Origin of the sequence: Brevibacillus composti, assembly GCF_016406105.1 — a bacterium.
Classification (GTDB): Bacteria; Bacillota; Bacilli; order Brevibacillales; family Brevibacillaceae; genus Brevibacillus; species Brevibacillus composti.
In genome coordinates this window covers 3,410,294-3,424,064 of the sequence record NZ_CP066308.1, presented here as the reverse complement: position 1 = coordinate 3,424,064, position 13,771 = coordinate 3,410,294, and the positions used below count along the sequence as shown (strand labels likewise).

Annotated in this window: 13 protein-coding genes; all 13 read left to right on the top strand. The window is 59.5% G+C overall.

The features are described from left to right. The first annotated feature begins 73 nt into the window (after positions 1-73). The 13 genes from JD108_RS17250 to JD108_RS17190 all read left to right on the top strand — a co-directional run bounded on the left by JD108_RS17250 (position 74) and on the right by JD108_RS17190 (position 13,760). Positions 74-1,546, top strand: a complete 1,473-nt coding sequence (locus tag JD108_RS17250) for an SLC13 family permease (protein ID WP_198827226.1) — start codon at positions 74-76, stop codon at positions 1,544-1,546. Positions 1,547-1,736: 190 nt separating this feature from the next. Further along, positions 1,737-2,267 carry a MaoC family dehydratase gene (locus tag JD108_RS17245; protein WP_198827225.1) on the top strand — a complete coding sequence of 177 codons (531 nt, stop codon included), beginning with the start codon at positions 1,737-1,739 and terminating at the stop codon, positions 2,265-2,267. A gap of 116 nt (positions 2,268-2,383) precedes the next feature. Continuing rightward, entirely contained in the window at positions 2,384-3,406 is a 1,023-nt protein-coding gene (locus JD108_RS17240) for a TRAP transporter substrate-binding protein (protein WP_198827224.1), read from the top strand. Between the two features lie 84 nt (positions 3,407-3,490). After that, on the top strand, positions 3,491-3,982 hold the full coding sequence (locus tag JD108_RS17235) for a TRAP transporter small permease (RefSeq protein WP_198827223.1): 492 nt from the start codon (positions 3,491-3,493) through the stop codon (positions 3,980-3,982). Continuing rightward, positions 3,970-5,244: a TRAP transporter large permease gene (locus JD108_RS17230; protein WP_198827222.1), complete on the top strand. Its 1,275-nt coding sequence runs from the start codon at positions 3,970-3,972 to the stop codon at positions 5,242-5,244. Before JD108_RS17235 ends, JD108_RS17230 begins: the two co-directional genes overlap by 13 nt. 163 nt (positions 5,245-5,407) lie before the next feature. Next, positions 5,408-6,079, top strand: coding sequence for a GntR family transcriptional regulator (locus JD108_RS17225; protein ID WP_198827221.1), 672 nt, complete (start codon positions 5,408-5,410; stop codon positions 6,077-6,079). A 100-nt stretch (positions 6,080-6,179) separates the two neighbouring features. Continuing rightward, complete coding sequence (locus JD108_RS17220; protein WP_198827220.1) at positions 6,180-7,400, top strand: ATP-grasp domain-containing protein; 1,221 nt, start codon at positions 6,180-6,182, stop codon at positions 7,398-7,400. Beyond that, on the top strand, positions 7,388-8,299 hold the full coding sequence (locus tag JD108_RS17215) for a succinate--CoA ligase subunit alpha (protein ID WP_198827219.1): 912 nt from the start codon (positions 7,388-7,390) through the stop codon (positions 8,297-8,299). Before JD108_RS17220 ends, JD108_RS17215 begins: the two co-directional genes overlap by 13 nt. Before the next feature lies 1 nt (position 8,300). Further along, entirely contained in the window at positions 8,301-9,665 is a 1,365-nt protein-coding gene (locus JD108_RS17210; protein WP_198827218.1) for an MmgE/PrpD family protein, read from the top strand. Next, on the top strand, positions 9,665-10,288 hold the full coding sequence (locus JD108_RS17205; protein WP_198827217.1) for a succinate dehydrogenase/fumarate reductase transmembrane subunit: 624 nt from the start codon (positions 9,665-9,667) through the stop codon (positions 10,286-10,288). Before JD108_RS17210 ends, JD108_RS17205 begins: the two co-directional genes overlap by 1 nt. 18 nt (positions 10,289-10,306) lie before the next feature. Continuing rightward, positions 10,307-12,109 (top strand): succinate dehydrogenase flavoprotein subunit, encoded by a 1,803-nt coding sequence (gene sdhA, locus JD108_RS17200; RefSeq protein WP_198827216.1) that lies wholly within the window; start codon positions 10,307-10,309, stop codon positions 12,107-12,109. 68 nt (positions 12,110-12,177) lie between these two features. Further along, positions 12,178-12,921, top strand: a complete 744-nt coding sequence (sdhB, locus tag JD108_RS17195; RefSeq protein ID WP_198827215.1) for a succinate dehydrogenase iron-sulfur subunit — start codon at positions 12,178-12,180, stop codon at positions 12,919-12,921. Continuing rightward, positions 12,918-13,760, top strand: a complete 843-nt coding sequence (locus tag JD108_RS17190) for a fumarate hydratase (protein WP_198827214.1) — start codon at positions 12,918-12,920, stop codon at positions 13,758-13,760. The genes sdhB and JD108_RS17190 overlap by 4 nt, the downstream gene beginning before the upstream one ends. Positions 13,761-13,771 lie beyond the last annotated feature (11 nt).

Sequence of the window (13,771 nt, the reverse complement as noted above, 5' to 3'; positions counted from 1 at the left end):
TTTTCTTTTAGGGATAGACAAAGCAAATTGGATACAATATCCTATTTCCAATATCATCTTTGGGGGGATACCGATGCCTACGATCAGCAATCCGCAGGCGGAGCAGAAGAGAACCTCGGCGGAAGCAGGAGCACACGCCCGCTGGCTGTCCCTGAAAAAACCGCTCTGGTTTGCCATCTCCGCCCTGCTCTTTGCACTCGTCTTTTTTGGGCTGCAGGGCTATATGGAGTACGAGGCGCGGGTGACGCTGGCGATCACGCTGGCCGTTATCGTGCTGTGGGTGCTGGAGCCGATTCCTTTTTCCATGACAGCCGTTCTGGTTCTGTTCCTCTTGCCGATGTCCGGAGCGGTCTCCACCGATTTGATTCTGTCCGGTTTTGCCTCCCCTGCCATTTTCCTGATCGTAGCCGGGATGATGATCGCCAGCGCGGTCGAGCAGACGCCGCTTGGACAGCGCCTCGCTTACCAGCTCCTCTACTGGCTGGGCGAGAAAAAGGGGGGCGTGCTCGCCGGCATCATCCTGATTCCGCAAGTGATGGCCTTCTTTATTCCGGCTGCCGCCGTGCGTACGGCCATGCTTCTGCCGATCGTCTTTTCCATCGCGGCGATCCTCGGCGTACAGGCGGGGGATGTGCGCGGCAAAAAGCTGATGATGGGCGTAGTCGTGGGCTGCGGAGTGAGCGGGACGGCAGTCTTGCCCGCCGCGATCGGCAACGTCATCACCGTAGACCTCATCAACACCTACCTGCACACCCATGTGACCTATGTGGACTGGCTGGTACTGGCGCTGCCGATGTGGATCCTTCTGTTGCCCGCGTGCTGGTGGATCCTGTACCGCTCTTTTCCGGTGAGCGAGCCGATGCCGAGCGGGCTGAAGGAAAAGATGAGAGAGCTGATCGCCGAGCTGGGGCCAATCAGTTCCCGGGAAAAGCGTCTGATGGCGATTCTCGCGGGGGTCTGCCTGATGTGGGCGATGGAAGGCGTGCACGGCTGGCCGCCGGTCATTCCGGCGCTGATCGGGGCAGTGCTGATGGGGTGGCCCGGAATCAAGGTGGCCGATTGGAATCGAATCCTCGACGTCAAATTTGCTCCGCTCGTGATGCTCGGCGTTACGCTCTCGCTGGGCAGGGCTTTGTACGAGACCGGGGTGACCGATTACCTCTCCAGGTGGATGGAGAACGACCTGACCCTTTCGCTCTTCTCCAATCCGGCTCTCGCCGTTTTGACCGTCGCTGTGCTCACCCAGCTGATTCACAAGGTGACGTCCAACGTCTCCACCGCCGTCATTGCCACCGTGCCTGTCGTCGTGGCTCTGGCCGCACATGCACCCAATGCTCCCGCCCTGCTGCTTGCTTTCGTAGCCGGACTGACCTGCCTGTACGGATTTATCCTGGTGGTCGAGACGATTCCCGGGGTGATGGTCCACGGGACGGGCTGGGTGACCCAGCAGGATTTCTTTCTCCCCGGCTTTTGGCTGACGCTGGTGACGACCGGATTGACGTATCTGATGGCGCTCACCTGGTGGAAATGGCTTGGGTATTATTAACAAGATTGCGAAACAATAGTGCGAAAATTCTTGACAATGCAAAAGATCCATACTATCATGACAGTATTCCATTCCTAATTGGATCCAATATCCAAAAAAACGGTAAGGCAGGATGGCATCAACGGAGATTGAATCAACGAATCGAAAATGGCCGGGTACATTTCGAACCGGGGACAGAAGGGGAGGACGTATGGGGATCAAGGAAGGCTGGACAGGTCGTTTTTACGAGGATTTTGAGATCGGCGATGTCTATCCGCATCCTTTGGGGCGGACAGTCACGTCGACCGACAACATCTGGTTTACGCTGCTCACGCAGAATACCAACCCGATTCACTTTGACGCCGAATACGCGGCGAGAACCGACTTCGGACGTCCGCTGGTCGATTCCACCTTTACGCTGGCACTGGTCACAGGGCAGTCGGTGGGGGACGTGTCCCAGAATGTGATGGCCAATCTGGGCTGGGACGAGATTCGCCTCCCCCATCCGGTGTACGAGGGTGACACGATTCACTCCTACAGCGAGGTGCTTGACAAGCGAGAGTCCAAATCCCGTCCCCATGTCGGAATCGTCCGCGTCAAAACGGTGGGCTACAATCAGGATGACCAGATCGTCATCCAGTTTTTGCGCACCTTCATGGTCTACAAGCGGGGACACGGTCCCGAGCCGGTTAGCGATCGGGTACAGCGGCTGTTGGCGAGAGCGGATCAGCCAAAACGATGACCAAAAAGACCAAAACGAACAATAAGAACAGAAGGTTCCTAATTTTGGATCCATTTTCTACAATAAATCGGTAAGCGCTTTCATGGGTGTAGAAAAATCACGCAGGGGGTATACACATGAAAAAATCCTGGAAAATCGCATTGGCAAGCTGTTTGTCCGTGTTGATGCTGACCGCGGAGGGTTGCGGTGGACCCAAATCGCAGGATGCGGCGGCATACACACCAGAAAAGCCGCTGATCATCAAGTTCTCGCATGTCACCACGCCTGACAGTCCCAAAGGAAAAGCTTCGCAAAAATTTGCCGAGCTGATGGCGGAAAAGACGGGCGGCAAAGTGAAGGTAGAGGTGTACCCCTCCTCCCAACTGTACGGCGACAAGGATGAACTGGAAGCCCTGCAGGCGGGAAATGTTCACATCATCGCTCCTTCCGCCACCAAGCTGGTCGGGTTTAATCCGGCCTTCCAAATCGTCGACATGCCGTTTTTGTTCAAAAACCACGAGTCGGTCCTCAAATTCTGGGACGGCGAGCTGGGCAAAAAGCTGATGACTTCGCTGGAAGACAAGAATCTGCTCGGCCTGGCGATGTGGGAGAACGGCTTTAAGGTCTTTACGGCCAGCAAACCGCTTGAAAAACCGGAAGACTTCCACGGACTGAAATTCCGGACGCAAGCAGGCAAGGTGCTGGAAGCGCAGTTCAAGGCACTCGGCTCCGGAGCGGCGACGATCCCGTTTGGTGAGACGTACACGGCTCTGCAGCAGGGGACGGTGGACGGACAAGAAAACACCTGGAACAATATCGACACGCAAAAATACGAGGAGGTGCAAAAGTATCTGCTCGTCTCCAACCACGGCCGCATCGACTACATCGTGCTGACCAACAAAAAATGGTACAGCGAGCTGCCGGAAGAGTTTCGCAAGGCCTTCGACGAATCGATGGCTGAGGCCACTGCGTATGAGCGCGAGCTGGCTGTAGAGCTGGATAAGCAATCGGAGAACAACCTCAGGAGCTCAGGCAAAATGAAAGTCGTCGAGCTCAGCGACGCCGAGCGGGAGGCCTTCGTCAAACTGATGGAGCCGGTCTACAGCGAATTCGCGGAGACAGTCGGCAAGGAGATCATCGACGGAGCCAGACAGCTGTAATGCTTTGCGGAAGTGCGGGAAGGCATCTACTCTTCGCGGGAGTTGGGTGCCTTTCTACTCCATCTCGGATCGGAGGTCGATAGGATGTCAAAATGGCGCGAGCGTTACGCCAGGTTTGAAGATTATCTCGCGGGGACTTTGCTCGTAATCGGGGTCTCTTTGATCTTTTACGGTGTCGTCTGCCGCTATGTTTTCAACAGCCCCAAAGCATGGATCGATGAGATTTCCACCTACTTTGTCGTATGGGGCGCGTTGATTGGCTTTGCCGTAGCGCTGCGGGAAGGGCATCACATCCAGGTGGATATCCTGTATGACCGCGTGCCTCCCGGAATCAAGAAAGCGTTTGATGTTTTTTCAAATGTGCTGGGCATTGTGTTTTGCTTATCCTTTGTCTTTTTTGGCGGCAAACTGCTCACCTTGTACTGGCAGACCCAGCAGCAATCGACAGACGTGGGCATTTACCTCTGGATCGTGTATCTCGTCATACCCTTGAGCGGACTCATGCTCGGCTACCGTTTCCTCGATAAATTGCTGGCCAGTCTGAAAAAAGAGGTGAAAATTGAATGGAATGGATAGTGTTCATCCTCTTTTTTCTGCTCCTGCTGCTGCGGGTGCCGGTCGCAATTGCCTTGGTATTCTCCGCCGGCGTCGCTCTCCTGGACAGCGGCTTTAATCTCGACGTCCTGCCGCAAAAGATGTTTTCCTCGCTCAACGTCGCCACTTTGATGGCCATTCCCGGCTTTATACTGGCGGGGGTGCTGATGTCCCGCGGAGGCATCTCGCAGGCCTTGATCGATGCGCTCCGGGCTTGGGTCGGCCACTTTTCCGGCGGCCTCTCTGTCGTCACGATCCTCGCCTGTGCCGTCTTCGCAGCCATCTCCGGCTCCAGTCCGGCGACGGCAGCGGCGATCGGGTCCATCATGATTCCCGGCATGGTGGCTGCTGGCTACAGCAAGCGCTATACGATGGGGCTGGTGGCGGCAGCCGGAACACTGGGCATCCTGATTCCGCCCTCGATTCCGCTGATCGTCTACGGAACCGTGGCTGAGGAGTCGATCGGCAAGCTGTTCATGGCCGGGTTTCTGCCGGGGCTGTTTTTGACGGCGGTGCTGGTCTTGGCGGCCATCATCTACGCGAGGATCAAAAATTTTGGCCGTCTCCCAAAGGCGAGCTGGGAAGAACGGTGGAAGCTCAGCGTCAAGGCGTTGCCGGCAGCGTTTCTCCCGTTTCTGATTTTGGGGACGATCTACATGGGCGTGGCCACTCCGACGGAAGCTTCTGTCGTCGCCTGCGTCTACTCGTTGATCGTAGCCGTTTTTATCTACCGCCAAATTTCCTGGAAGGACACACAGACGATCCTCCGAGAGACGGTCAATACCAGCTCGATGATCTTCTTCATCATCGCCGGAGCGACGGTGTTTGGCCTGTACCTGACCAATGCCCAGGTGCCGCAGGAGATCGCAGCCTGGATCATGGAAGGGGAGGTTAACCGCTGGACCTTCCTCATCGCCTGCAATATCCTGTTCTTCATCATGGGCATGTTCTTGGAGCCGACCTCGATCATCCTGATCACGCTGCCGATTTTCTTGCCGATTATCAAGCTATTGGGCATCGACGTCTTCCATTTCGCGATCATTATGACGGTAAATATGGAGCTGGGCATGGTGACACCTCCTGTCGGACTGAATCTGTTCGTCGTCAGCGGCATCTCCAGGGCCAAGCTGGAGGAAGTGGTAAAGGGGGTCATACCCTTTATTGGCCTGATGGTGCTTGTGTTGATCGTGATTATCGTCTGGCCGTCCCTGTCGCTTTGGCTGCCGGTGCAGATGGCCAACTAGGCAGCCGAAGCGCGGCGTTCCCGGGAGCAGACGAGCCCAGCCGGTGCGGAACGTCAACTCCGTAGGGCAGCAGGAATTGACGGGTGCCGCCTGGTTCTGTAAAAATGGGAGGTAGCTGCCAGCTGGCGGCGAAATTCGCAGAGATTGTCAGGAGGAAGCCCCCATGAATCGAAGCCGCTTGCGATTAGAGGATCGCTCCACATTGCTTGACCGCGTCGTGACCCGCTTGCGGGAGGCGATATTGAAGCGGGAGTTCCAGCCGGGAGAGCGGCTGGTTCAGGAGGAGCTGGCCGAAGCCATGGGTGTGAGCCGCATGCCGATCCGCGAAGCGCTGCGCCAGTTGGAGGCGGAGGGACTGGTGACGATGGAGCCGCACAAAGGGGCGATGGTCACGCCGGTAACCGCCGAGGATATCGAAGAGGTATACAGTCTCCGCGCCATGCTGGAGGGAATGGCGGTCAGCCGCTCGCTGCCCCATCTCACGGAGGAAGACAAACGGCAGCTTCACCGGTTGGTGGAGGAGATGGAAGAGGCCACCCTGCACGAGGATGCGGAGCTGTTTATTGAAAAGAACGGAGCATTCCACGAGCTGATGAGAAAAGGCTGCCGCTGGCGCCGGACGCAGATGATCCTCGACTCGCTGTGGAACGGGATTCCGCCGCACACGCCGGGGATCTTGCCCGGACAGATGCAGCAATCGCTGGCCGAACACAAGCAAATGCTGGAGCTGATCGAAGCGGGCGAAGCCGAAAAGCTGTCCCAGGTAATCAAACAGCATATCTTGCGCACAGGCGAAGCCTTTATCGAGCATTACGACCGAAAAGAATCGCAGTAAAAGCGCAGGGTGGGAAGCATCCGCCCTACGCTGTTTTTTCAACATAAATTGGATCCAATATCCGAAACGGGTATTGGATATAAGGGAGGAAGAGAGAAACATGGGCAGGATGTTGGAACACCACAGCAAGCAGTTGGTCCGGAAGTCCGGGATCCCGACGCCGAATAACTGGGTAGCTGCCAGTGCCGAAGAAGCGGGGCGCATCGCTGCAGAAGCGGGCGTGCCGGTCGTCCTGAAGGCATTGGTGCCCGTAGGCAAAAGAGGAAAAGCAGGGGCGATCAAATTCGCTGATTCAGCGGCTGAGGCCGCCTCTCACGCAAGCCGGCTGCTCGGCATGACGATCAGCCATTACCCGGTGGAGCGCCTCCTGATCGAAGAAAAACTGGAGATCGCCAAGGAGCTGTACGTCTCTATCACAATCGACAAAAACAGGCAGCTGCCGGTGATCGTCGCGACCGGCGAAGGGGGCGTGGACGTGGAGCAGCTGGCTCGGGAGCACCCGGAGAAGGTGGTCATCGAGTACGTCGACCCATGGCTGGGGCTGCCTGCTTTCAAAGCAAAGGAGATCGCCAGCCGCCTCGGCCTGATGAATCGGCAGCTTCTCCAGGGAGCGGATATCCTGTCCCGGCTGTATGAGACGTTTCTCCGCTATGACTGCTATCTGCTGGAGATCAATCCGCTGGTGATTACCGCCCAGGGAGAGCTCAAAGCGGCCGCATCGGTCATCGCCGTAGACGATGCGGCGCTGTTTCGGCAACAGGAGCTGGCAGAGATGGTGGAGGCGGGCAGTGAGCGCTCATGGCGGCCCCTGACCCGGCTGGAGAGGGAGATGATGGCCGTAAACGATGCCGACTACCGGGGGACCGCCCGCTATACGGAGATGGAAGGCGGGGACATCGGCTTCATGTGCGGCGGAGGCGGCGGCAGTCTCTTGAGCTTTGACGCGCTTGTAGATCTCGGAGGGAGACCGGCCAACTACACGGAGACGGGGGGCAATCCCTCGGAGGAGAAGGTGTACGGGCTGACCAAAGGCATCCTGTCCAAACCGGGGGTAAGGGGCTTGTTCGTCGCCCACAACATCACCAACAATACGCAGATCGACGTGATGGCACGCGGCATCGTGCGGGCGCTCCGGGAGCTGGCGATCGATCCGGCCCGCTTTCCGGTCGTAGTCCGTGAGGCCGGTGTGAATGACGCTGTGGGCAAGCAGATTTTTTCCGAGGCAGGCGTCGAGTACTACGGCGAAGAGATCACGATACTCGAAGCGGCGGCCAAGATGGTCCAGCGGATGAAAGAGGGGGAGAGAAGATGGCAATCCTGATCGGCAAACAATCGCGCATCGTCATACAGGGGATCACCGGACGCGAGGCTTCGATGGTCGCCCGCCATACGCTCGATTACGGCACGCCCGTGCTGGCAGGGGTGACGCCGGGGAAAAAGGGGCAGGAGGTGCACGGCATTCCCGTCTACGACACCATGCGGGAGGCGGTCCAGGAGCATGGCGTCGATACCAGTCTGATCGTCGTGCCCCCGGCATTTGCGCTGGACGCCGTACAGGAGGCGATCGCCTACGGCATTCGGGTGATTGTCGTGACGACCGAAAATATCCCGCAGATGGATACGGTGAAAATGCTGGCGCTGGCGCGGCAGCATCAGGTGCGGATCATCGGGCCCAACACCGTCGGCATGATCAATCCGGGGGAGCGGGTGAAGCTGGGCTCGATCGGCGGAGATCATCCCGAGCGTTGCTTCGTACCCGGACACGTCGGGGTCATCTCGCGCAGCGGCGGGATGACTGCAGAGACCTCGTGGATGGTCAAGCGGGCGGGCTTCGGCGTCAGCACCAGTGTGGGGATCGGCGGCGATGCCCTGATCGGGACGACGATCCGCGACCTTTTGGAGCTGTTTGAGCAGGACCCGGATACGCATGCCGTGGTGACCTTTTCCGAGCCAGGCACGATGTTCGAGGAGCAGGCGGCCGAATTTGTCAAAGCGGGCGGTTTCACCAAGCCGCTGATCTCCGCGATTGCGGGCCGTTTTACCGAAAGCATGCCGGAGGGGACCGTATTTGGCCACGCAGGAGCCCTCATCTCCGGCGATACCGGCCGTCCCTCGCGCAAGGCGGAAAAGCTGCGCGAGGCCGGGGCGCATGTGGTGGACCGCTACGACGATCTGATCGCCGTGCTGCAGACGGTGATGACGGCAAAGGAGGCGAAATAGAATGACAGCACCCGCTCTCAGTCAGGCATTGGCTCGATTTATCGAGCGGACGCGCTATGAAGATTTGCCGCAGGAGGTCGTCTCGTTCACCAAGCTGTGCGTGCTGGATTGGCTCGGGTCCGCGCTGGCCGGGGCCGATCAGCCGCCGATCCGGATGATCCGCGAGCTCGCGGAGGAGATGGGCGGGGCGGAGCAGGCCGCGCTCGTGACGGGGGGACGCACCTCCGCACTGCATGCGGCATTGGTCAACGGCGCCGCCTCCCATGTGGTGGAGCTGGACGATATTCACAAGGCATCGATCATCCACGCGGCTACCGTGGTAATCCCGGCCGCATTGGCTGCAGCGGAGTGGCGGGGACGGAGCGGGCGAGACCTGATTGCGGCCATCGCCATCGGCTACGATGTCTGCTTCCGCATCGGCGAGGCAGTCAGTCCCTCTCATTACCGCTACTGGCATAACACAGCCACCTGCGGCACTTTTGGCGCGGCAGCGGCAGCGGGCAAACTCCTCGGACTTGCTGAAGAGAGCCTCGTCCACGCGCTGGGAAACGCCGGGACGCAGGCGGCCGGGCTGTGGGAGTTTATCGAGGACGGCGCGATGTCCAAACAGCTGCACACGGGAAAAGCGGCGATGAATGGGCTGCTCGCAGCCTTGCTGGCGGAAAAAGGCTTTACCGGACCGACCCGGATCCTGGAGGGCGGGCGCGGCTTTTTCCATGCGATGTCAGAAGAGTTCGACGCCTCCCGCGTGACGGAGCGGCTGGGAGAGACATTCAAAATCAGGGAGAACTCCTTCAAGATTCACGCCTCTTGCCGCCATACCCACCCGGCGATTGATCTCGCGCTGAGCTTGCGAGCCGATCCGGCGAATCCGCTTCGGCCGGAGCAGGTGCGGAAAATCCGTGTCGGGGGGTACCGATCCGTCGTCGCCATCACCGACGATCCGTCGCCCGCGTCCGTCTACGCCGCCAAATTCAGCCTGCAGTTCTGCGTCGCTCTCGCGCTCGTCAAAGGCCGGGCGGGCCTCGCCGAGTTTACCGAGCAGACGCTTCATGATCCGGCGATCCGTACTCTGATGGAGCGCATCGAGGTGAAGCTGGATCCGGAGGTGGATGCGGCTTATCCCGAATGCTGGGGCACGCGGATGGAAGTGACGCTGGCGGGCGGCGATACGCTCACGGTCCGAACCGATTACCCCAAGGGGGACCCGGAGAATCCGGTCGCGGCCGAAGAGCTGATAGGCAAATTCCGGCTGATGACGGATCATTTGCCTGTAGGCCGCAGAGAGCGTCACATCGAAATGGTGCTGCAACTGGAAGAAGCAGCGGACCTGGCCCAGTTTTGGCCGGAAGGGAGCCGAATCTGATGAACGGGGAGATCGCAAGCAGCCGCCGCTTTTTGCTGGGCCGCCTTCATTCGCTGGCAGGGATCGTGCCGCTCGGCCTGTTTCTGCTGGAGCATCTGTACGGCAATGCGATCGCGATGCTGGGCAAAGAAAAATACGACCGGCATATCGAGATGCTGCTCGGCATTCCTTTTTTGCCCCTGCTGGAAATCGTCTTCATCGCGCTGCCGCTTCTGTACCACGCGGGGTACGGCATCTACATCGGGATGCTGTCCCGGCATAATCCGTACCGCTACGCCTACCAAGAAAACTGGATGTTCGTTTTGCAGCGGCTCAGCGGCTTCGTCACGCTGATCTTCGTCCTGTACCACGTCTGGTCATTTCGCCTGTCCAGCCTGTTTTTCGGCACGCCGGTCAATTACGACGCCGTGCAGCAGCATCTGGCTCATCCGTTGATCTTCCTGTTCTACGTACTCGGGGTGGTCGCCACCACGTTTCACTTCTCCAATGGGCTCTGGACAGGGTTGATCACATGGGGGATCACCCGCGGACCGCTCGCGCAGAGGCGATCCGCGCTCATCCGCAACGCGGCATTTATCTTGCTGACAGGGGTCGGACTGGGGACTTTGTTATCGTTCTGGTAAAAAAAGGAGGGGCAAGTCATGCGTGAAAACATCATCGTCGTCGGGGGTGGCCTCGCCGGGCTGATGAGCGTCATCAAAATTGCCGAAGCCGGCGGCCATGTCAAGCTCTTCTCCGTCGTTCCCGTGCGCCGCTCTCACTCTGTCTGTGCGCAGGGAGGCATCAACGGCGCGGTTAATACCAAGGGAGAGGGAGATTCCACCTGGGAGCATTTCGACGACACGGTCTACGGCGGGGATTTTCTCGCGCATCAGCCGCCGGTCAAAGCGATGTGCGAGGCGGCGCCGGAGATTATTTACCTGTTGGATCGGATGGGCGTCCCGTTCAACCGCACGGCGGAGGGAATGATCGACTTTCGCAGGCTGGGCGGAGCCAAATACTCGCGCACCGCTTTTGCCGGAGCGACGACCGGCCAGCAGATTCTCTACGCGCTGGACGAACAGGTGCGCCGCTTCGAAGCGGAGGGGCGGGTAGAGAAATTCGAATACTGGGAGCTGCTCTCCCTGATCCGCGATGAGGAGGGGGTCTGCCGGGGGATCGTCGCCCAGGACTTGAAGTCGATGGAGATCCGGGAATTTCCCGCCGATGCGGTGATCCTCGCGACCGGCGGGATCGGGATGATTTTTCGCAAAAGCACCAACTCCCTGATCAATACAGGCAGCGCCCACAGCATCGCCTACCAGCAGGGCGCCCATTACGCCAATGGCGAGTTTATCCAGATTCATCCGACGGCGATTCCCGGAGACGACAAGCTGCGGCTGATGTCGGAATCTGCCCGCGGTGAGGGCGGCCGCATCTGGGTCTATCGGGACGGCAAGCCCTGGTATTTCCTGGAGGAGAAGTATCCCGCTTACGGCAATCTCGTCCCCCGCGACATCGCCACGAGAGAGATCTTTCACGTCTGTGTGGACCTGAAGCTGGGCATCAACGGAGAAAACATGGTCTACCTCGATCTCTCCCATTTGCCCAAGACGCAGCTGGAGCAGAAGCTGGGCGGGATTCTCGGCATCTACGAAAAATTCGTCGGCGAAGATCCGCGCAAGGTGCCGATGAAAATCTTCCCCGCGATGCATTACTCGATGGGCGGCCTGTGGGTCGATTATGACCAGATGACCAACATCCCCGGGCTGTTCGCCTGTGGCGAGTGCGATTTTCAATACCACGGGGCCAACCGGCTGGGAGCCAATTCGCTGGTCTCGGCGATCTACGGCGGCATGGTGGCCGGTCCAAAAGCGCTGGCTTACGTGCGGGGACTGAAAAAATCGGTCCGGGATCTGCCTTCCTCGCTCTTTGAAGCCCATCGCCGCCAGGAGGAAGCGTACCATTCCCGGCTCAGCCGCATGGATGGCGAGGAAAACCCTTACCAGCTTCACGTCGAGATGAGCGACTGGATGGTGGAGAATGTGACGGTCGTGCGCTACAACGACCGCTTGCAGAAGACGGACGACAAGCTGCAGGAGCTGATGGAGCGCTGGCACCGCATCGGGCTCGACGACCGCTCCGGCTGGAGCAACCGGACCGTCACCTTCGTCCGCCAGCTGTGGAACATGCTGCAGCTGGCCCGGGTGATTACGCTGGGAGCGCTGAACCGCAACGAGAGCCGGGGTGCCCACTACAAGCCGGAGTTCCCGGAGCGAAACGACCGGGAGTGGCTGAAGACGACCATCGCTTCCTTTACGCCGGAAGGTCCGCTGTTTCACTACGAGCCGGTCGATCTGGCCTATATCCAGCCGCGGGAAAGGCGTTATGACGTCGTCAAGCAGGCAGCGGGCAGCCGGGAAGCGGGCCGTCAAGCTGCGGACGCCCTCGGACATGGGCATTAAGCAGCGGCCGATCCTTTGGGCCGATCTGCCCGTTCGACCCTATCTAACGAAGAAGAAGGGAGGCCGACATGATTACAGTACAGTTGAGAATCAAGCGGCAGGACGATCCGAAAAGCGAGCCGTACTGGGAAGAGTTCGCCGTCCCCTACCGGCCAGGCATGAATGTCATCTCCGCGCTGATGGAGATACAAAAAAATCCGGTAAATGCCAAAGGCGAGCCGGTGGCGGCTGTCGTCTGGGAATCGAGCTGCCTGGAGGAGGTGTGCGGCGCTTGCAGCATGGTGATCAACGGCAGAGCGAGGCAGGCCTGCTCGGCGCTCGTCGACAAACTGGAGCAGCCGATTACCCTGGAGCCGCTGGGCACCTTTCCGGTGGAAAAAGACCTCGCTGTCAGCCGCAGGCGAATGTTCGACGCCCTGCAGCAAATTAAGGGGTGGATCGCCCTGGACGGGACGTATGCGCTGGGGGCGGGCCCGCGCATCTCGCCGTCCGAGCAGCAGGAATCCTACCGCTATTCGACCTGCATGACCTGCGGCTGCTGTCTGGAGGCCTGTCCCAATGTCAATGACGCCTCGCCGTATTTGGGACCGCAGGCGATGGCGCAGATCCGCTACTTCAACGCCCACCCGACCGGCGCGATGATGCGCGGGGAGCGGCTGGACGTGGCCATCGGCGAGGCCGGCATCGTCCACTGCGGCAACTCGCAAAACTGCGTCCAGGTCTGTCCCAAGGAGATTCCCCTGACGACGGCACTCGCCGAATTGAATCGGGATGCGAACCGGCACGCTTGGAGGAGGTGGTTTGCCAGATGAGAGAGATTCCTTATGACCGCATCGTCGGGACGGTGGCTGCGATGTGCCAGCGGGCCAACTACGAGCTGGGAGCGGACGTCATGAAGTCCTTCCGGCAGGCGCTGAAAAAGGAAGAATCGGAGACAGGGCGCGAGGTGCTCAGCCAACTCATCGAAAATGCGGAGATCGCCTCGGCCGAGCGCGTCCCGATGTGTCAGGATACCGGCTACGCCGTGTTTCTCGTCGAGCTGGGGCAGGATACGCGGATCGTCGGCGGCAGTCTGTATGACGCCATCCACGAGGGGGTCAGAAAAGGCTACGCCGAAGGGTATCTGCGAAATTCCGTGGTCGGCCATCCGCTGGAGAGGAAAAATACGGGCGACAATACCCCGGCTGTGATCCATCTGGAGCTCGTCCACGGGGATCGGCTGACGCTCCACTTTTCTGCAAAGGGCGGGGGAAGCGAAAACATGAGTGCGCTGAAGATGCTGAAGCCGTCCGACGGGCTGGAGGGTGTGAAAGCCTTTATCCTCGACACGGTGAGGCAAGCCGGACCCAATGCCTGTCCGCCGGTCATCGTCGGAGTCGGGATCGGCGGAACATTTGAAAAGGCCGCCTATCTGGCCAAGAAGTCGCTGTTTCGCCCCGTCGGCGAGCGGAGCCCGCGGCCGGAGATCGCCGCCCTGGAGAGCGAGCTGCTGGACGCCTGCAACAAGCTGGGAATCGGTCCGCAGGGGATGGGCGGCCGTACGACGGCGCTGGATGTGAAGATCGAAATCCACCCCTGCCACATCGCCTCCCTGCCCGTGGCGGTCAATCTGAATTGCCATGCCAGCCGCCATCAGGAAGCGGTGATCTAGGGGGAAGCGGG